The following is a 20,258-nucleotide window of genomic DNA, read 5'->3' as shown; positions in this document are numbered from 1 at the left end:
TTAGCTACTGCATTGGCCGCCCCACTTGGGGGTAATTGAACCCTGTTTCCACTAAGCGTGAACTGGGCTTTCTGCGCAAGCTTAACGGGACTGAATTCCATTACCTATAGTGAAACTCTCGCCAAAGAACTGAAGAAAGGTCCCTGACTGTGGCTCAAACTCGCTATGTGGCGCTTCTAACCTGCGCCACGCTTCTCTTCTCCCCCGCTACCGCCGTCGCTGGCCCCGACGACGGCAAACACGTAGCCACTCAGACACATATTGATTCCCCCAAGGCTTTCTGGGAGGGCAATGCTCTCAACCTCAAGAGCCATTCTGCAAGCTCCGACCACGACCTAGCCGATACCGTGACCTGGGTAGGCAAAGGTTGGGACCAGAACGGCACCAACCAATACCAGTTCACAGTGCCTGAGGACCCCGCGCTCTCTTTTGTGGGACAGCCGGGCGACACGTATTACATGGCGCCGGCCAGTGTCCAAGGCAGCTTGGACCCGGTGTGGATGGGCTTCGGCGCGGACACAGAGCTGCCTGTCGACGACTTCCGCGACAACATCGCTTCCTTGGACCTCTTAAGCGTTGACGGTCCCGGCGATGTCGAGATGTTTGGCTACTACCCCGGCCCCGGCGGCCTGCAGCGCTTCTTTGGGACCACCGAGGGCGCTCCGCATTCCGCATGGCTGACCAGCGGCACGCATACCCACAACTACACAGTCTTTTCCAAGCCTGGACGCTATGAGCTCACCTATCAAACAAGCGCGCGGGGCAAGGATGGCTCGTTGATTACCTCCAAGCCCACGACCACCTCGATCCAAGTCGGCGGGCAGCGTCCCGCTGATGAGAAAACGCCTTCCCTCACAGAGCGCTTTGACCAAGCTTCCTCTGGCGATGCCAGCCAGAAGGACTACCGCCTGAGCATCACGCCCAAGAAATCCGGGGACAAGGACGGGGATGAGCGCCTTTCCTCCATCGATTTCTCTGGCGGCAGCGACGGCACGCTTACGCTGCTGATCGACGGCTACTTCCTCACCGATCTAGCCGTGAAAGATGGCAAAGCACACTTCGATGAATTCTTAGGGCCCGAGGCCTCCACAATCCAAGCTGTGTACACCCCGGAGGACGGCAGCCCGCGCTGGGTGAGCGAGGAGCTCGCCTACTCTGAGAACGCTGAGCTTTCCACCACCTCGAAGACGTCCGCGGAGTCTTGGACCGAGACCACGAACCCCCGCCAGCTCTTCTCCGGGGAAGAGGTTTCGCTATCTGACACGGGTCTGTCCGCGCGTGCTGTTCCGGAGGGCGAAGACGCCACCCGCATCATCCTGGAGGCAGCCGATAAGAACCTAGAAGGCTACGTGCAGGGCGGCTTCTTTAGCAAAGGAAGCTCGCTTCCGGACATCGATTTCGACGGCACGATCACCCGCGGCCGCGCGGAATTTGTCGTCGGCGCCGATGCAAACTTCAACGGCACTACCGTGCGACTGGATATTCTTCCGCACCCGAGCATCACGCAAGAGTCCGGCAGCATCACGCTGACCGACGATTTCGCTTTCGGGCAAAAGTACGAGGGCACGGGCAAGCTCGGTACTGGGGCTCAGGCTCCTGCGCCAGCCCCGGATAACGGCCCGAAACCGGACGCAGGGAAACACACCGGTACCTGCGCTGACAAGGTAGTGCTTGACCGCGGCCACGTCGACATTGCGGTCACCCGTGACGGCGATGAGTTCCTCACCCGCTTGAAGGATGAAACGGCCCTCGTGGACAAGAAAACTGTTGAGCGCCCGCTCGATGACGTCGTCCTCGCGGTGCACGACAACGCTCTGCACTCCCGCCCCGCCGAACTTAAAGGAAAGGACTTCGATTACCTAGGCAAGGAAAAGTTCTTCCTCCTCCCGCAGACCCAGAAGCAAAGCATTATCTGGCCGGGCTATAACACCCAGGCCCTCAACTACAAGGACTATAAAGACGGCAAAGTCACGCTCAACATCAAGCCCGTGGAGATGCCAGAGGGTGCGCAGGTAGGCCTTTTCACTGCCGAAGGCTTGGGCAAGGTGTTCACCCCGCTGATCAATACCGCGGAGGGTGACTACTCCATCGAGACCACTTTTGCTTCGCACACCCACACCAATTGGGCGTTTACCAAGCCGGGCATCTACAAGCTCGAGGTCACCTATTCGGCCACCACCACAGAGGGCAAGGACATCTCCTCTGCACCCCAAACGCTCACCGTCGCAGCGGGCGATGCAGCAATCAAAGACTGTGTGAAATCAAAGGAAGGAAAGGAAGGCGAAGACACCCCCAAGCCAGGTAATGAAAAGCCCGGAGATAAGCCAGGCGATAAGAAACCAGGTGAGAAGAAACCAAACGATAACCAGCCTGGTGGCCAGAATGGCAAGACGTCCTCTCTGCCCAAGCTCGAGGGCCTGTGGGGGCTCGTGCTCCCAGTTGTCTTGGCCATCATCTTCCAAGGTTTCCTCAACTTCTACAACGATCACCGCGACCAAATTGCGGCGCGGTTCACTGGCCTGCTTCCCCGCTAGAAAGGACACACTGGATTGCACTCCACACCATCACGCGCTGCTCAGGACCTGAACGTGCGCCAGAACAGTGCACTGCTAAAAGCCAGCGCCGCCGTGTTCACCATTGTCGCGATATTGTGTGTAGCCGTCCTTGGCTCTCCGGCTGCGGCGCGAGCTGATAGCGAGCTCATCGATTCCGGACACGTCGATGCCTTTTATGTCTCCGCGCCAGGCGGTCAACTGACCTTGTCGATGAAGGAGGACGTCACCGGCAGTGGCGTCGTCCGGCCCGGCAACGATGTCATCCTCAAAGTCGCAGAAGAAGCATGGAGCGAGGCGACCGAGCGTATCGACGGCATTGGTATACCTACGTATTACCTTCCTCAAACCCAGGACAGCTCGCTGCTGTGGCCGGGATGGGATACCCAGGCGGCGCAATCCGCTGGTTACAAAGACGTGAACTTCGAATTCGTCGAGGTCACTGGTCCTGGTGACGTCTTCATCTTCGAAACCGCTGGCTTCGGCGATATCCAGCCGGTCACCGATGCCGGCGAGCTCGACCTCGTGTCTGGTGATGTCATCAACCAGGCTTACCCGGCGCATCGCCACGTTAACTGGGCTTTTAGTGAACCGGGTATCTACACCATGACTGTCCAGGCGGAATCCAACGGTGACACGAGTAATCAGGTCACCTATACCTGGGATGTCGGTGATGGTGACGCCGCGCCGCAGGAGGCCGGGGAAGAGGAAGCCGCCACCGATAATGGTGACCACGGTACCGAAGACCACCACGAGGCAGAGCTGGGCGACGCCTCCCCTGAGCAACCAGCATCCTCTGCTTCCGGAACACGCTCGGGAGGTGGAAACGCCGGAGGAGGTACCCGCGGTGCGGCATCCGCAGCCGGCACCAGGAACGCGAAGCAACAGGCAAGCAGCAAGGAGCGGAAAGAGCGCGGAGAAAGGAAAGAGCGCAAGCCTTCTCACCGCTCCACCGCGGCCGCGGACGGAGAGAATGTGGACACCGTCGCTGCGGCCGGCTACTACGACAGCGGGCAAAACCTGCTGCCGTGGGGCATCGGAATCCTGGGCTTAGGCATGCTCGTGCTGGGCTTGGCGCTAGCGCGCCTCGCGCTCATGAAGGGCCGCGACTAATGCCACGGAAGGCTCGTACTCGGACGCAATACATCGCGCTCCTTTCCGCCATCGTTCTCGGCGCGTCCATGCTGAGTGGCTGCACGGGCTCCGCCAGCGGAGACGATGGGAAGGTGAAGGTGGTGGCGACGACGCCGATACTGGGGGACGTCGCCAAGCACGTCGCCGGTGAGGATGCCACAGTAACCACGCTGATTCCTGCGGGAAAGGATCCACATACCTTTGAGCCGAGTCTGCGCTCGGTGCGCGATATCGCCAACGCCGACGTATTGCTGTCCAATGGTTTTCTCCTCGAGCCGCAAAACCTGCTGAAGTCCTTGCGGGAGTCATCGGATGTGTCCGTCACCGAAGTGGCGGACCAAGCGTCCACGCGCGGCGCGAAGCTCGTCCCCTTGGTAGAAAACGTTGCCCTCGATGCGGTGTGGCTGGGATTGCGCGTACGCAACGCAGCCCCAGGTACCACGAGCGTCGACATGCGCCTGCTCGATGTGGAAGGACCCGGCGATGTCGCGGCCTACGTGGTCTCTACGTTCGGTACGCCTGAGCCGCTCTTTAACAGCGCAGATGGGATTGACCAGCACAACGATTCCACGACGCTGCCGGCTAATGCCCACACGCACGTCTCCTGGGCTTTTAACAAGCCAGGTGTGTACCGGCTGAAGTTCGACGCAACAGACAGCTCCCCGCAGGAGTTCACAGTGGCAGTAGGCGTGAGCGCACCTGAGGGGATGCGCGCGCTCGATGCAGGTCACGTGGATATCACCGCGGACATGGCATCCGGGACGCTCGACCTAGAAGACCAAGGCGAGCGTTTTGATCCGAAAAGCACGGTGCTCAGCATCCCGAACTCCGCGCTGCAGGAAATTCCGCCGGACCCCTCCTACCGTTTCTTGGGCCGGCCGGGTGATGAAACATATCTCCTGCCGCAAGCCGTCTTGGGTAAACACATTCACGGTGAGGTGGACCCGCACCTGTGGCATAACGCCGCCAATGTGATCAGCTTTACCGAAGTTATCGCTGAGCAACTTGCGCAAACGGATCCTTCGCACGGCGCGGACTACCGTGCCCGCGCACAGGACTACATCGCACAACTGCGGGACGTCGACGGCGAGGTTAATCAGCTCATCTCCGCCATTCCTGAGCGCAACCGCCACCTCGTCACACCCCACCACGGCTATGCCTACCTGGAACAAGGCTATGGCGTTGACATTGCGGGCTTCGTTACTCCCAACCCGGCCATCGAGCCCTCGCCGCGCGATGTCATCGCGCTGCGCCGCACCTTGGAAAACCTCCAGCTTCCCGCGGTGTTCGTGGAGCCGACCCAACAAGCCAGCGCAGACGTCATTAGGGAAGCCGCCGTTTCCCTCGGGGTGGCGGTCTGTCCCATTTACGGCGACACCCTCGATGACGCCGTACCGACGTATCTCGATCTCATGCGTTTCAATGCACACTCACTCAACCGCTGCCTTGGCAGCACAACAAAGGAATCTCATGTCTAATCGCACTATCCGAACTTTCACCATGCCGCTTGCGGCAGCACTGAGCGCCGTGGCGCTGGCCTTCGCGCCCTCCGCCGCCTGGGCTGGGGATCTGGCTCAGGTTGTCAGCTCTGACGAAGAAGTGGCGGCACCAGGAACTGCTGCCGCTATCGATCACGGTCACGTCGACCTGGGCCTGCTGCTTAATGAAGGGCAAGCAGAATTCCTCGCTCGTGATGATTCAGCTGAAACCCCCGTGTGGCGTCAACCCGACGATGTGGTATTCCAGGTGGGCGACAACGCGCTGTTGACTCTGCCTGAGGACAAGGCTTTCTCCTTCGTCGGTGCCGAGCCCGGTTCGCAAGTATGGGTCGTTCCACAAACGGAACAGGCTGATGTGCCGTGGCTAGGTTGGAATACCCAGGCTCCTTCCCTCGAGGAGAACGTTGAGAGAGGAGTCACTATGGAGTTCCTGGGACACCAAGGCCCGGGTGAGTTCTCCCTCTTCTTGCAGAACGGCGGCTTCGAGGAACCGCAGTTGCTATGGTCCACCGCCACCGGGGACTCAGAAGGCTTCTGGGTCGACTTGGGCACGCATACCCATGCCAATTGGGTGTTCACCGAGCCCGGCATCCACCAGGTGCGCGTGCGCATGAGCGGCGAAGGTGCGGGTGAAAGTGCTGGCAGCGAGGTGGCCGCCGAGGCTACGTTGACCTTTGCTGTAGGTGATGAAACGGATGTCGCACAAGCTCAGGCAACAGAATGGGATCCGAACGCTGAATCCTCTGCCGATTCAAGCTCTGCATCGGCATCCGTGCCGGTATGGATCTGGGCGCTGGCCGGCGTGGGCGTCCTCGTTCTTATCGGTGCCATTATCGCCGTCGTGCGTGCGAAGGGCGGCCAGCGTGACTAGTCCCCTCATTTCAGTCAAGGACCTGTCCGTTTCGCTCTCCGGCCGCAAGGTCATCGACGCCGCCAACCTGTCCGTACACCCTGGCGAATTCATCGGGCTCCTCGGCCCCAACGGCGCGGGAAAAACCACGCTGATGCGCGCCATCTTGGGGCTCGTCCCCTTCGCCGGGACGATTGACGTGAGCACCTCGCTGGGGTATGTCCCGCAGCGGCACGACGTGGAATGGGACTTCCCCATCAGCGTGGCCAAGGCTGTGCTCAGCGGACGCACCGGGCTGGTGGGCTGGCTCCGCCGTCCGGGACGTGCCGATAAACAAGCCGCCCGCCGCGCCATCGCGCTAACCAACTTGGAGGAATTTGCACGCCGCCCCATCGCGCAGCTGTCCGGTGGTCAACGTCAACGAGTCCTCATTGCTCGGGCCTTAGCCTGCGAGCCTGAGGTGCTGCTTCTCGACGAACCATTTACCGGCCTCGACGCCCCCAACACCGAAGAGCTCCTGCTTCTCTTTGACAAGCTCACCGCCGATGGCACCAGCGTTGTCATGTCCACGCACAATCTCTCAGAGGCCGCACATTCCTGCTCGCGGCTCGTGCTGTTCAATCGGGGAATCATCGCGGATGGCCCAGCGGAAACGCTGCGCATAACCTCGCAGCCCTGGAGCGACACGTTTGGGGTCTCAGCTTCTTCTCCACTGCTTTCTGCGATTGGGGTGGCCGCATGATCGACATCTCGCTTTTCGAGTTCTTCCAGGATCTCACCAACCCACACTTGGACTTCCTGGCGCGTGCGGTGGGAATTTCTATCCTCGCCGCCATCGTGTGCGGTGTGGTGGGTTGCTACGTCGTGCTGCGCGGCATGTCTTTCATCGGTGATGCTGTTTCCCACGCGGTCTTCCCAGGGCTGGCCATTGCCTTCGTGCTCCAGGGCTCAGTGTTGCTGGGCGGCGCCGTGGCGGGCTGCACCGTGGCGGTGCTCATCGCATGCTTCTCCCAGCGGCGCACGGTGCGCGAGGATTCTGTCATCGGAATCTTCTTCGCCGCGGCGTTCGCCCTCGGTATGGTGATCATCTCCCGGGTTGACGGTTACACAGCATCGCTCACCAGCTTTCTCTTCGGCTCGCTCACGGGTGTCTCCCGCGCGGACCTCTACACCGCGTTCACCGTCACGGTGCTCATCGTGGCCACGGTTCTTCTCCTTGGCCCCCAGCTCACCGCCACGTGCTTGGACAAGGAAACCGCCCGCGCGATGGGTCTTCCCGTCTTTGCTCTGGATATCGTGCTTTACCTCTGCGTTACGGGCGCAGTAGTTATTTCCGTGGGCACCATCGGCAACGTCCTCGTCCTCGCACTGCTTATCACCCCGGCCGCGACTGCCCGCCTGCTCTGTGACTCGCTGGGCTCGATGATGCTCGCAGCCGCGACAATCGGCTCCTTGGGTAGCTTCTTCGGAATCTACCTGGCATGGGCCATCGACCTTCCCGCCGGTGCCACCATCGTTCTACTCCTCACCGCCTGTTTCCTCGTGGCGTGGGTGCTTTCCCCTCTTGTGCACTCCCGCCGCGCTTCCGCATCCACCTCGACATCACATACCCCGAAGGAGACCTTGTCCGCATGAACATTCTCCCAATGACACGCATGAACTACCGCCCCCTCGCCTTGACTGCAGCCACTGCTCTAGCACTCAGCTCCCCGACGATCATTCTCGCTGCTCCGCCCGCCACGGCGGTCGAGCAGGCGAGTGACACTTCCTGTGATGCTGACTCCCTCCACGCCTTTAGCCGCGGACACCAAGACCTCGCTTTGGTCGGTGGCTCCGGGGACCTGTCCTTTATAGCCCGCGATGATGAATCCGGTAAGGACTATGCCTCTGGGGAGTTCTACGTGGAAGTGGGTAACAACGCTGCTTTCGATGAATCAACGGGGAGCGATATTCCATCGAGCGGTTGGCAAATCCCCCAAACCCAAGATCCGAATATCCCTTGGTTGGGGTTCAACACCAGCTACCTCGATGAGGCCACTGCGGTCGATGCCACTTTATCCTTGACGCTACACAGCGGCCCAGAAGGCGGGCGCATGGTGGGCTTTCAGAACTCTGTGGGCGCTGATCCCACCGTGCTCTTTGACTCCGAGGACCCCGATATCACGTGGGATTATCCTGATCATTTCCACAGTCACACCGGGATCATCTTTAGCGAGCCGGGTGCCTATGCTGCCACTTTTACCTTCACCCTCAACGATGGCTCCGAGCACTCTATTGATGTGCCTTTCTTGGTTGGTGGCGCAGATATCTCTGAGCTTTGCCAGCTGGAATGGGGCTCGGGCGAAAGTGGCAGCGGTGGCTCGGGAAGCCCGAAGAACCGCCCCCAGCAGCTGGCCAAGGACATTAATGACACCTCCAAGGCCATCGCGCAGCTAGATAAGACGATGGACAAGACCTTCAAAGAGGCCGATACCTTCTTCAACGGTGGGAAACCCTCCGATGCGAAGAATGCGAAGGAGGAAAAGAACTCAGAGCGCTCCACGCGGGCCAGCGCGCGGAAGGAAACAAAACCAGAGAAAGAAACAGGGTCGAAAGAGCCAAGCGCAGCCAACACTGCGACCGGGCAAGGCCGGAATCCGGCCCCCAACGCTACAGCCCACACGGCACAAGGACAGAGAGATTCAGCACAGCGTGGGACGTCGCGCAGCACGTCTGCCGCCGACACCAAGGACTCGACGCGCAGCACCGCGTCCAATCGCGAACGGAATGCCAGGAAAGAAGCAGCGGCACAGCGTCCGGCTTCTGATGTGCCAGAACAGTATGCTGACGGCGGAAACATCCAGGCTATGAGCTATGGAGCCCCGATGGTGGGCTTCTGGGCGGGCTTTTTGGCCGGCATGGGAGCCCTGGCCCTACTGCTAGGAATTGGACTTTTCATCGCCGTGCAATTCTTCCGCCCGCGCAAGCGCGACTAGCACTACAGCCATGCGCACAGCCTGTACGGAGGGGGATCTGGTTTCGGCACTAGCACAGCAAACAACTAGAGTTATTCCCTATGTGTGAAAACAGACCCTCTACCGCCCCTGACTTCCTCCTGTCCCGCGCGACGGGGTCTGTGCGTACCCAAGGCTCAGTGGCCACCTTCAGCGATGTTGACGCTGCCGTATCTGCTCTGCGTGCCGGCACGGCACCCATGGTTGTCGGCGCGCTGCCCTTCCACAAGGGTGACCCCGCGGCGCTGACCGTGCCGCGCAGCATCATCCGCGAGGACGGGCCGCTCGAACCGCACGCCTATTACCGCAGCGGCACGCTCAACGCGCGAGTGACTGGGTTTGACCCGGAGCCGGAGGAGCACCTGCGCCGCATCGAGGCGGCCATTGCCACGATCGAGGCCTCCAAGCTGGATAAGGTGGTGCTTGCACGCGCCGTCGACATCGAGTTCAATGCCCCGGTGGATCCGCTCCTCGTTGCCGCGCGGCTGATTGATTTATCTTCCCACCGCGATGGCTTCATCGCCGACCTCACTCCGGCTGGACGCCCTGGCGCAATGTTCGTCGGCTCCTCCCCAGAGGTGCTGGTTAAGAAGCAGGGCTCGACGGTCACGGCCTTCCCTCTGGCTGGCTCCGCGCCCCGCCAGGCAGATAAGGCACGCGATATCAAAGCGGGCCAAGACCTCCACAACTCCGCAAAGGACCTGCGCGAGCACGCCTTCGTGGTGGATCACATCCGCCGCATTCTGCAGCCGCTGTGCGAGACCCTCGATGCTCCCACGTCCCCGCAGCTGACCTCCACCAATGAGATGTGGCATCTGGGAACGCCGATCGCGGGAACCCTTAAGGATTCGAACATTACTGCGCTCGAGCTGGCCGAGCTGGTCTACCCCACCCCGGCTATTTGCGGCACCCCCGCTGAGGCCGCACAAGCGCTGATCGAAACGGCTGAAACCGACCGCGGTTTCTACGCCGGCGCAGTTGGCTGGTGCGATGATTCCGGCGACGGCGAATACATGGTGGCCATCCGCTGCGCCGAGGTGGCCGGCGATGGCCTCTCCGCCCGCGCGTGGGCAGGCGGAGGAATCGTCGTGGATTCCGACCCAACGGCTGAGCTTCAGGAAACCACGGCTAAGCTACGCACAATTTTGCGCGCGCTCAATCTTTAGAGCAGCGTCTAAGCGCGCTCGATCGGGTTGGTCAGGCTACCCACGCCAGGGATCTCAATTTCGATGGTATCGCCCGGCACCATCGGCGCCGTACCAGCCGGGGAACCCGTCGTGATGACATCACCCGGCAGCAGCGTGTAGGACTGCGAGATCTCAGCGATGATGTGACCCATCTTCACAATCATCTGATCCGTATTGGAATCCTGCTTCTGCTCACGCTTGCCCTCGTGAGTGAGGTAGGCGTTAATCTTCTGGTCATCGAGATTGATGCAGTCCAAGTCCGTCTCAATCCACGGGCCCAGCGGGCAGAAAGTGTCGATGCCCTTCGCACGTGCCCACTGGCCGTCCTGGAACTGCAGGTCGCGCGAAGAAACATCGTTACAGATCGTGTAGCCAACGACGTGATCGCGCCACTTCTCCGGATCAATATTCTTCGATACCTTAGAAATCACCACGGCGAGCTCGCCCTCGAACTCGACGTTGGTGGCGAACTCCGGGATCTTGATGGGTGCACCGGGGCCAATGACCGCGGTGGAGGGCTTGATAAAGATCGTCGGCGGCAGGTGCTCCGCGGATTCCTTGAAGACCTCCGCCACGTGGTCGGCGTAGTTGCGGCCCAGAGCCACGACCTTGGTGGGCAGAGTCGGCGCCAGCAAGCGCACCTCACTCAGCGGCCACTCGCGGCCAGTCGGCTCCGGTGGGGTAAACGGTGTGCCGGAGATTTCCTTGGCCACCAGCTGGTCAAGCGGGGCGTCGGCGGGGCCATCGATGATGGCGAAACAGATACCTTCGGTGTGAGCAATTCGTCCTAAACGCATAACGGCCATACTACTCGCAAGGATTTTTAACTCGCGATCAGGGGTCTTAGGTAAAGGTTGCAAAGATTGCAATGCTTCTACGGGCATCAAGCTCCGCGATGAGCGCCTTCGCACAGGCCTAGCGCTGGGCGACGTCCCCCAAGGTCACCGCCCGCGTGTGTCCCCGTTGTGCAAGGTATAACTCGGCACAGGCCAAGGCATCACTGAGCGCATTGTGGCTTCCATAACGTGGAAGGCCATAACGCGTCCGCACGCGGGGCAGACGTAGATCCTCGCCGCGCGGGTAGGTTCCCATGCGCTCCATGTGGCGCCGCTCAAGTGCAAAGGTATCAACCACGCTCAGGCGCGGGCGCTCCCCAAAGACCTCACGGGAGGCAGCTTCAATGAACCCCACCTCCAACGCCGCGAAATGCGCAAGTAGCGCGCGTCCCTGCAAAGCTTGGCGCAATTGCGTCACCGCGATACTTAGCTCCTCGCCGGCGTCAATGACCTCCTGCGTCAGCAGGTGGACATGTGCGTCCTCGGCCACCTGCGCGCCGCGCACCACGGTATAACCGGCACCAGATAAGTCGATGGCTCCCCCGTTGACCGGCACCCAGCCAATGGAGACAATTTTTCCCCTGCGAGGGTCAAGGTTCGTGGTCTCCATGTCCACGGCGAGCAATCCCAGGTCATCGAGCGGGGTACTGCGTGCGGGCGCGCCCCAGTCCGCTCGGCGGCTCCAGCGATTCCACATTTAGATATTCCTCACCGGATACTTGGTGGCCAACGCATTCTGCATCGATTTGATGGCACGGAAAGCATCGCGCAGGTGTTCTCGCTCCATGCGGCCCAAACTCTTGGGGTCGATGTGGTAGTTCGGCTGCTGCCCTTCACGCAGCTGGCGGGCCTGGTGTTGGAAGGACAGGGAGCGCAGGTAATCGAACGCGTCGAGAAGCTCCTGCGCGCCCTGTCGGCTCACTGCATTACCGGCTGCCTCCCTGAGCCGCTGGCGCGTATCCACCACCGTGGATCCGGAGGCCAGCGCGAAGAGACGGGCCATCTGCACGATGCCCGCTGTTCCACCCTTTTTGATATCGAGGGTGTTTGCGTAGTCACCATCGCGTTCCACCACGAGCCCCCGAAACAAAGTCAGCGGCGGCTCACGGCGTGCGGCCAAGCTAGCCAGGTGGGCGTGCAAGCGCGTTGCCCCTTGACCCATCTCTACGGCAGCAGTGTGAACGTCCCGGCCCAGCGCCTCGCTTCCATAGAGCACCCGGAAGTCGAAGAAAATCTGCGCGTTGAGCAGCGCCTCCGGTTGAGGGTCTCGAATCCACCGGCGAAAGGTTTCGATCCATTGGGAGCGCGTCATCCGCCACTGAGCGGTCATCGCCATCATGTCCCCAGGGCACAGGATCTGCCCGGCGTCGGCTAGGCCCTGGCACACAAAGGAACTAAGCCGCGCGAAATACTCTCCATGCGCAGCGGCATCGAAATCATCCGCGAGGACTAGCGCATTATCTTGGTCTGAGGCCAGCGCCATCTCTCGCCTTCCCTGCGAGCCCACGGCCACGAAGGCATACTCGACAGGCGGAGGACCAAGCTCTTCCTCCGCCAGCGTGCACAAGCGCCGTGCCACAGCATCGGCGGCAAGCGTGACCAGGCTCGAGGCTTCCGCCGGTGTGGAGCCGCGCTCCACGAAGCGGCCAGCCAAGCGCGTGGCCTCGTTGAAGGCACCATTCAGCTCTGCAACACTGGTGCGCCGTGAAAGGTCCGCCGCGAGGTAGACCGGATCATTGTGCAGCAGCCGGGTAACGTCCGACTGCGTAACTATCCCCTGCAGGGCGCCTTCTTTGACCACCGGCAAATGGTGGATGCCGCGCTCGGCCATGTGCAAGAGGGCTTCCATGGCCGGGGCATCTGCCGACACCGTGAGGGGCTCAGGCGTCATGAGCTCCCCCACTGGCTCGGCAGGGTCGCGCTGGGCGGCGAGCACCCGAGTTCGCAGATCGCGGTCGGTCAGTATTCCCGTGAGCCGCTTATCTGACTCTAGGCCCGGTTCCACGACGAGTAAGGAAGAAACGCCATGTTCTGTCATCAGCAATGCAGCATCGCGGATGGTGGTTGCGGCTGGCGCGGTGACCACGTCGGTCCGAATAAGCTCCCGCAGCGGCGTGCGGAGCACGTCTGTTGGTGCGGATTCGGTGAGCTCGCGCGCTGCTGCTCGGATCTGACGGGACTGCGCTGAAAAGAAACGCGCGATGTCAGGGTTCCGCTCAGCGAGTTGGCTAAAGGCCTCCTGCTCAAGAGTAAAGACGAGGCTATCCTCCACCGCGACCATCTCATAGGCAGAGACCGGCTCTCCCTGCAATGTGGAGTAGCCAAAGGTAAGGCCAGATTCGCGGCGGTCCAGTAACACGCCTTCCTCTCCCACCACATCAATCGCACCGGTGCGGATGATGTGGAGATGAGCATTCTCTTCCCCCATCTTTATGGGAATCTCCCCGCGACGCAGGTAGATCATGCTCAGCTGAGAGGACAGTGCGGTGAGCTCTTCCTCCGGCAGACGGGAGAAGGGCTCATGCTGGGCGAGGAAGCTAGTGACCTCGTCTATTTCGACGCTCATGCGCCAACCATACAGCGCTAAGCACTGAGCGCGGCGGCGATTCGATCACCAATTTCAGTGGTACGCGCCTGTGCATCATTGCGGGCGGAAACATCAGCGGCCACGGCCTCTTCGATGCGCACGGCGTTCTCCTCGTCACCAAGGTGGCGCAGCAACATCGCCGCCGACAGGATCGCCGCGGTGGGATCCGCGATGCCCTTGCCCGCGATATCCGGTGCGGAACCGTGAACCGGTTCAAACATGGAGGGGTTAGCCCCGGAGGCATCAATGTTGCCGGAGGCGGCCAAACCGATGCCACCGGTGACAGCACCGGCCAGGTCAGTCAGAATGTCACCAAAGAGGTTATCGGTCACGATGACGTCGTAGCGAGCGGGATCGGTGACCATGTAGATGGTTGCGGCATCGATGTGGTTGTAATCCACGGTGACCTCCGGGAATTCCTGAGCTACCTCGTTTACGGTGCGCTGCCAGAGCCCACCGGCGTTGACCAAAACGTTGGTCTTGTGCACCAACGTGACGTGTTTGCGGCGGGACATCGCACGCTTGAAAGCATCCCGCACCACGCGCTCAACGCCGTAGCGAGTGTTCTGGGAAACCTCCGAGGCCACCTCGTGCTCGGTTCCTTCGCGCAGCGTGCCGCCGTTTCCGCAGTACAATCCCTCAGTGCCTTCACGGACGACGACAAAATCGATATCGCCCGGGTTCGCCAGCGGCGAGGTGGACGTCGGGTACAGCTTGGAGGGGCGCAGGTTGACGTGATGGTCCAGGGCGAAACGCATCTTCAGCAGCAAGCCGCGCTCAAGCACACCGGGCGGGACCTCACCGGGTGCACCAATGGCGCCGAGCAGGATGGCGTCGTGCTCACGCAGGGATGCCAGGTCGGCGTCGGTAAGCAGCTCCCCGTTGCGCAGGTAACGTCGTGCACCAAGGTCATAGTCCGTAACCTCGACATCCTGACGAACCGCACGCAGGACCTTCAATGCCTCCGCGGTTACCTCGGGACCAATGCCGTCGCCGCCAATCACTGCCAGTTTCATTTTGTGGGATTCCTTTCTCACATATTGGATACTTGTGAGAGTACCACTCTCTCGGCTCCGGCGACGGCAAACCCCCGTGAAGAACCGCGGACGATCCTTCACGGGGGCTGCTGCGTAATGTTCAACGCCGTGGACTATGCATCCAGGACGAGCTGGCGGCAGGTAGCACCCAGCGCCGCGTTGATTTCCTCGACCAGCTCCTCCGGCACCTCACGTTCGACGCGCAGGATGAGCACAGCATCGGAGGCATCCTTGCCCTGGGTCAGGGCGGCGGCCACGATGTTGATGCCTGCAGCGCCCAGCTTGGTGCCCACGGTGCCCAGTGCGCCCGGGGCATCCTTGTAGGAGAAGAAGAGGTTGCGGCCGGTAGCGCGCATGTCGACGCCGCGGCCATTGATGCGGATAATCTTCTCCACACCATCGATACCTGTCAGGGCGCCGGTGAGCTGGGAAACCAGACCATTAGGACCGATGACCTTCACGCGCACCGAGGAGCGGTGGCCCTTCGACTCCACGTTGGTCTTAACATCTACGGTCACGCCGCGGCTTTCGGCGATCTTCATGGCATTGACGAAGGTAACGGCCTCCGAGACAACACCAGAAAACAGTCCACGAACAGCAGACAGTCCGAGTGCCGAGACATCCTCGTTGGCCAGCTCACCGCAGGCCTCGACCTCAACAGCAACCGGCGCTGCATCCAGCAGGTTGCCGGCCACCAGGCCCAGCTTACGGGTCAGATCCAGCCAACCGGATACTTCCTCGCCGACCTTGCCGCCTTCAACGTTGACGGCGTCGGCCACAAACTCACCGGCCAGCGCCTTCAAGACCGAATCGGCCACATCGGTACCTGCACGGTCCTGTGCCTCTACCGTGGAAGCACCCAGGTGCGGGGACACGGTTACCTGCGGGAGCTCGAAGAGAGGGGAATCGGTGCAGGGCTCGAAAGCATAAACATCGAAACCGGCGCCGCGGTGGTGCCCCGACTTGATGGACTCAGCCAGCGCTGCCTCATCCACGAGGCCACCGCGGGCAGCGTTGATAATGATCTGCCCCTTCTTGGCCTTAGCCAAGAGTTCAGCATCAAACATGCCGGCGGTCTCCGGAGTCTTGGGCAGGTGAATGGTCACGAAGTCAGCGCGAGACATGAGCTCCTCAAGGGGCACCAATTCCACGCCCAGCGCTGCCGCACGGGCCGGGTTGGCATAAGGATCGTAGGCGATGACGGTGGTCTCAAAAGCCAGCAAGCGCTGTGCGAAGAGCTGGCCGATGTGGCCGAAGCCAACGATGCCGATGGTCTTGCCATAGATCTCGACGCCCTTGAAGGAGGAACGCTTCCACTCACCCTGGCGCAGGGACTGATCCGCTGCCGGCACTTGGCGGGCGGTGGCCAGAAGCAGCGCGATGGCCTGCTCACAAGCGGAGTGGATGTTGGAGGTCGGAGCGTTGACAACCATGACGCCACGCTCGGTGGCAGCGGGGATATCAACATTGTCCAAACCGACACCAGCGCGGCCCACAATCTTGAGGTTCTCCGCGGCGGCCAGCACCTCCGCATCCACGGTCGTGGCAGAGCGGACGAGGAGGGCGTCAGCCTCCGGCACCGCGGCGAGCAGCTCCGCGCGATTTGGACCATCTACCCAACGGACCTCGACGGTGTCCCCGAGAGCATCGACGGTGGATTCTGCAAGCTTATCGGCGATAAGAACGACCGGCTTCGACATAACTTCCTTTACTAGTCAGAATTGGAGATGCCGAGAAGTGTAGTTTATTCTTTCCAGCCCTGAGTGATTTTATGCGTGAATTCTGTCACTGAACCGAATTCCGGCCCGAGGGCCACGATCGGCCCGTCTGATAGCCCCGCTGTAATCGCCGCGCCGGCCTTCGTCGCTGTCGGATCCTGGTCCTCCATCACGAACACCGTACCGCCATATGCGGTGGCATTCACCACATTGGCCAAGGGACTATCTTTCGTCGCCACGATAACCGGTGCCATTTGCGCATCACGGCGCGCTTGCGCGGGAATCGCCGGCATCTTCTCCTTGGTAAGGTGCTGCGGCAGCGGCTCCCACGCGGCCTTGAGCTCCGTTTTCGTGGAGGAATCCAAGCGGGCGATGGTATCAACCATGCGCTCACGGTTCACCACCACTTTGGAATCAAAACGAAAAGCGGTGTACTCCCCCAACGCCTTGGTGTTTCCTGGGTCGTGGATAACCTCGAGTTGCCCGTTCTGGCTAGCCCACGGCACGTTGCCGATAACGAGGATTTGATCAACGTCAAGGTCATTGATCAGTTGTGAAATCTGCGGGCGAATCGAATCATCGTAGGTCACCATGGGAACGCGCTGCGACACACTCAACGTCGCCGCCCGCAAGGCCGCAGCATCTGTCTCCTCGGCCAGGATCAGCGTATTACTCTCCTTGAAGAATAAGCGTGCCGAGTCTATTCCCCAGCGATCCCCAACAACGGTAACTTCATTGGCGAATTGCGGATCAATGAGCCGCAGGCGGTTTTCCTCACTCGCCCGAGCCAGGTCAATTTCCGACTCAGGCAGAGCGGTGATGTCTTGAGTCAAGAGGGGCTCACCGCGTCCCAGCGATGAGCACCCCACGACCCCCAGAGCGGTCATGCCCAGCAGCACCACCGAGGACACGACCTTTAGCCCACGTGGAGATGGAACCTTAACGAGCAAAGGCCTGCGGCCCCTCCTCGCCACCAGAGAGGTTCGCCTCGTCCACGTCACGCACTACCTTTTTGTTGAGCGCGTATTCAACAATGCCGACGAAGCGCTCGCGGCGGTCAGCAAAGAACTGGTGCACAGTCTTCGCGGTCAACAGATCCGGTTCCAGTTCATGGGAGGCCAGCACGCTATCAAACTCAGCATCCTCCATGATCGACTTCGACTGCACGCGCGGCAGGTAGCGCTCGGGCGAATGCCCATCGATGACAACCTCGGTGCGCTTGCCCATCGGAGTGCGGTTCAGCACGGAGTTTGCCAGCACGCCGCTGACGCCGTGACGCTCACACCAGCGAAGCGGGAAGACGGGGAAGAAGCCCGGCTGCAGCTCCTCAAAGCTATGGCGGCTAAACGGACGGCCCGTACGCCAGTCCTTCGCGCCACGAGCCATGAGCAGGGCATACAGACCGTGCCACACCCCGTCGTGCTCCCCTACCGACAACAGGCGGGACTCGCGGAAGGAGGCATCTCGGACGGTCTTTGGAACATCCTCGGTGTCGCCGGCGACCCACGCGGTGACCTCGTCAACATCGCGCGCTGCACGTAGCTTCACGGCGGAGGAGCCGTAGAGCTCACCAAAGACGCCGCTCCAGAACCACTGATTGAGGCGGTCCCAGGCATCCTGATTCGACAGCACGCCCTTCTTCTCAGCTAGACGCGCCAGAATAACCGCCAGCGGAATGATCTGCTCGGAATAAGGAACCTGCTCAAGGGAAAGTATGCAACGCTCAGCCAGGAACTCTGCGACTTCGCGGAAAGTAATCACCAGGGTCTGCGAAGCCTTGCGGTATTCGGCGAGCGAGAGCTGCAGGATGTCTTCGCGCTGGCCGCCGGCATTGCCCTTCTCCCCCGACACCAACAGCGATACTGCCGAGAGGAATTCATTGCGGCCGATGCCGTCGAGCGCTGGGAAGGCACGTAGCTGCTTCTCGACGCCTGCCCAGTCCTCCGCCAAGTGGAAGTCCGGGTCCTCGGAGGCAAAGACTGCCGTGAGGAGGTCGAAGACATCCATCTGTAATCCGGCCGAGTTCACCTGGGCAAAGATGGAGCCGATACCAGCGCTGGCCGTTTCGCGGGAAAGGCGAATCATCGGCACAGTGTAGCCGGACAGCGGGCGCAGGATGCGGTTATTGAAGGCAGCGACGACATCGCGGTTGGCGCCATCGTTGGCAGCGGCGAGCTCGAAGAGCATGCTGGTGCCTTCCTCACTCAGCAACGCCGAAACCGGGATGCAGCACGCCTGCACTGCGGCCTCGCGACTATCCAAGGTGCCCTCGATGTCCGGCGCGAAGTGGGAGCGCAGTTCGCCGTGCTGGTTGATGGCGAAGACAGCTTCATCCGGCATGATGTCCTCGGAGGTAGCTTTGCGCAGGTCCACGAAGTACTTGCGGGAGACTTTCTTGGAGCGGAAATCGGTGGTATCCACAAAGCCCTCACCGCGGAAGCAGTGATACAGGGTGGTGAGCCTCTGTTGCCCATCGAGCAGGAGCAGGCCGGGGTTCACCCCAGTGTTAGGCGCGCCCGCGAGAGGCCGTGGCCGAAAGCGCATGGCTTCATTGCGGGTATCCAAGGCCATGAATGCACCGAGCGGGTAGCCGCGCAGGACGGTGACGATCAGCGATCGAATTCGGTCTTCATCCCAGGCATAGGAGCGCTGGAAATCGGGCAGCTGAATATCACCGCGATCGATGCGAGCGAAAAGGTCATTAAGGTCATAGCTTGGCGTAGAGAAACCCATGGCCCCGAGCCTACAACTAAATGTGGGAATATGCCCGTTTATGTGCGAACATCACATCAAAAGGAAATCCCGCTGACCAATGGCCAACGGGATTCTTTAGTCGAAGCGCAGTTTAGGCAGTTGCATCCAACGGATTCTTGACCCAGCTCATGAGGTCACGCAGCTGGGAGCCGGTCTGCTCAATCGGGTGGGAGTTCACCTTGGCGCGCAGCTCCTCCAGCTCCTTATTGCCGCCCTCTACGTTGGCGACGAGGCGCTTGACGAAGGTGCCGTCCTGGATATCAGTGAGGACATCCTTCATGCGTTCCTTCACGGAAGCGTCGATGACGCGCGGGCCGGAGAGGTAGCCACCGAACTCAGCGGTGTCGGAACAGGAGTAGTTCATGTTCTTGATGCCGCCCTCAACGATGAGGTCAACGATAAGCTTCAGCTCGTGGCAGACCTCGAAATAAGCCATCTCAGGCTCATAGCCAGCTTCAGTCAGGACCTCGAAGCCGTTCATGATCAGGTACTCCACGCCACCGCACAGGACCGCCTGCTCACCGAAGAGATCGGTCTCAGTCTCATCCTTGAAGGTGGTTGGGATAACGCCGGCGCGGGCACCGCCGATGGCCGCAGCATAGGACAGGGTCAGCTCGCGCCCCTCGCCCTTCGGATCCTGCTCGGTGGCGATCAGGCAGGGAACGCCCTTGCCGTCGACGAACTGGCGGCGAACCAGGTGGCCCGGGCCCTTCGGAGCAACCATGCCGATGGTGATGTTCTCCGCCGGCTTGATCAGGCCAAAGTGGATGTTGAGGCCGTGGCCGAAGAACAGCGCGTTGCCGTCCTCCAGGTTCGGCTCGATATCATCTGTAAAGATCGTCGCCTGGGAGGTATCCGGCGCCAGCAGCATGATGACATCAGCCCACTTGGCGGCCTCAGCGTTGCTGAAAACCTTGAAGCCAGCCTCCTCTGCCTTCTCGCGGGACTTCGAGCCCTCGCGCAGGCCGATGGCGACCTCAACGCCGGAATCACGCAGGTTCATAGCGTGGGCGTGGCCCTGGGAGCCGTAGCCGATGATGGCGACCTTGCGGCCCTGGATGATGGTCAGGTCTGCATCAGATTCGTACAGAGTCTCAATAGCCATGTTTGA

At 61.0% G+C, this 20,258-nt stretch carries 16 protein-coding genes; 8 read left to right on the top strand and 8 right to left on the bottom strand.

Annotation, left to right across the window (positions count from 1 at the left end; translation table 11 throughout):
• The first annotated feature begins 149 nt into the window (after positions 1-149).
• The 8 genes from R3O64_RS05915 to R3O64_RS05880 all read left to right on the top strand — a co-directional run bounded on the left by R3O64_RS05915 (position 150) and on the right by R3O64_RS05880 (position 10,194).
• Positions 150-2,534: a choice-of-anchor M domain-containing protein gene (locus R3O64_RS05915; RefSeq protein ID WP_070528566.1), complete on the top strand. Its 2,385-nt coding sequence runs from the start codon at positions 150-152 to the stop codon at positions 2,532-2,534.
• 54 nt (positions 2,535-2,588) lie between these two features.
• Positions 2,589-3,665, top strand: a complete 1,077-nt coding sequence (locus R3O64_RS05910; protein WP_246818718.1) for a choice-of-anchor M domain-containing protein — start codon at positions 2,589-2,591, stop codon at positions 3,663-3,665.
• Positions 3,665-5,164 (top strand): anchored repeat ABC transporter, substrate-binding protein, encoded by a 1,500-nt coding sequence (locus tag R3O64_RS05905; RefSeq protein ID WP_339017492.1) that lies wholly within the window; start codon positions 3,665-3,667, stop codon positions 5,162-5,164. Before R3O64_RS05910 ends, R3O64_RS05905 begins: the two co-directional genes overlap by 1 nt.
• On the top strand, positions 5,157-6,056 hold the full coding sequence (locus R3O64_RS05900; protein WP_070744045.1) for a choice-of-anchor M domain-containing protein: 900 nt from the start codon (positions 5,157-5,159) through the stop codon (positions 6,054-6,056). Before R3O64_RS05905 ends, R3O64_RS05900 begins: the two co-directional genes overlap by 8 nt.
• Positions 6,049-6,777, top strand: a complete 729-nt coding sequence (locus R3O64_RS05895; RefSeq protein ID WP_070744043.1) for an anchored repeat-type ABC transporter ATP-binding subunit — start codon at positions 6,049-6,051, stop codon at positions 6,775-6,777. Before R3O64_RS05900 ends, R3O64_RS05895 begins: the two co-directional genes overlap by 8 nt.
• Positions 6,774-7,670, top strand: coding sequence for an anchored repeat-type ABC transporter permease subunit (locus R3O64_RS05890; RefSeq protein ID WP_339017491.1), 897 nt, complete (start codon positions 6,774-6,776; stop codon positions 7,668-7,670). Before R3O64_RS05895 ends, R3O64_RS05890 begins: the two co-directional genes overlap by 4 nt.
• Positions 7,667-9,010: a choice-of-anchor M domain-containing protein gene (locus R3O64_RS05885; RefSeq protein ID WP_339017490.1), complete on the top strand. Its 1,344-nt coding sequence runs from the start codon at positions 7,667-7,669 to the stop codon at positions 9,008-9,010. Before R3O64_RS05890 ends, R3O64_RS05885 begins: the two co-directional genes overlap by 4 nt.
• An 80-nt stretch (positions 9,011-9,090) precedes the next feature.
• Entirely contained in the window at positions 9,091-10,194 is a 1,104-nt protein-coding gene (locus R3O64_RS05880) for an isochorismate synthase (protein ID WP_339017489.1), read from the top strand.
• An 8-nt stretch (positions 10,195-10,202) separates the two neighbouring features.
• On the opposite strand, the gene R3O64_RS05875 is transcribed toward R3O64_RS05880, so the two are convergent.
• From R3O64_RS05875 to ilvC, 8 genes are all read right to left on the bottom strand, one after another.
• Positions 10,203-11,012, bottom strand: a complete 810-nt coding sequence (locus R3O64_RS05875; RefSeq protein ID WP_210383650.1) for a fumarylacetoacetate hydrolase family protein — start codon at positions 11,010-11,012, stop codon at positions 10,203-10,205.
• 118 nt (positions 11,013-11,130) lie between these two features.
• Positions 11,131-11,748: an exonuclease domain-containing protein gene (locus R3O64_RS05870; RefSeq protein ID WP_339017488.1), complete on the bottom strand. Its 618-nt coding sequence runs from the start codon at positions 11,746-11,748 to the stop codon at positions 11,131-11,133.
• Positions 11,749-13,617, bottom strand: coding sequence for a DUF294 nucleotidyltransferase-like domain-containing protein (locus R3O64_RS05865; RefSeq protein WP_339017487.1), 1,869 nt, complete (start codon positions 13,615-13,617; stop codon positions 11,749-11,751).
• Positions 13,618-13,634: 17 nt separating this feature from the next.
• Entirely contained in the window at positions 13,635-14,654 is a 1,020-nt protein-coding gene (locus tag R3O64_RS05860; protein ID WP_070818387.1) for a 3-isopropylmalate dehydrogenase, read from the bottom strand.
• A 134-nt stretch (positions 14,655-14,788) separates the two neighbouring features.
• A complete protein-coding gene (serA, locus tag R3O64_RS05855; RefSeq protein WP_339017486.1) occupies positions 14,789-16,375 on the bottom strand; it encodes a phosphoglycerate dehydrogenase in 1,587 nt (528 codons plus the stop codon).
• 44 nt (positions 16,376-16,419) lie between these two features.
• Positions 16,420-17,304, bottom strand: a complete 885-nt coding sequence (locus tag R3O64_RS05850; RefSeq protein ID WP_339017485.1) for a hypothetical protein — start codon at positions 17,302-17,304, stop codon at positions 16,420-16,422.
• Positions 17,305-17,332: 28 nt separating this feature from the next.
• Entirely contained in the window at positions 17,333-19,126 is a 1,794-nt protein-coding gene (locus R3O64_RS05845; RefSeq protein WP_339017484.1) for a GmrSD restriction endonuclease domain-containing protein, read from the bottom strand.
• Between the two features lie 112 nt (positions 19,127-19,238).
• Positions 19,239-20,252 carry a ketol-acid reductoisomerase gene (gene ilvC / locus R3O64_RS05840; protein ID WP_070564318.1) on the bottom strand — a complete coding sequence of 338 codons (1,014 nt, stop codon included), beginning with the start codon at positions 20,250-20,252 and terminating at the stop codon, positions 19,239-19,241.
• Positions 20,253-20,258 lie beyond the last annotated feature (6 nt).

Source organism: Corynebacterium hesseae, assembly GCF_037850265.1.
In the GTDB taxonomy this organism is placed as follows: domain Bacteria; phylum Actinomycetota; class Actinomycetes; order Mycobacteriales; family Mycobacteriaceae; genus Corynebacterium; species Corynebacterium hesseae.
Note: the sequence above shows the minus strand (reverse complement) of the source record. Positions and strands in the feature narration are given on the sequence as shown.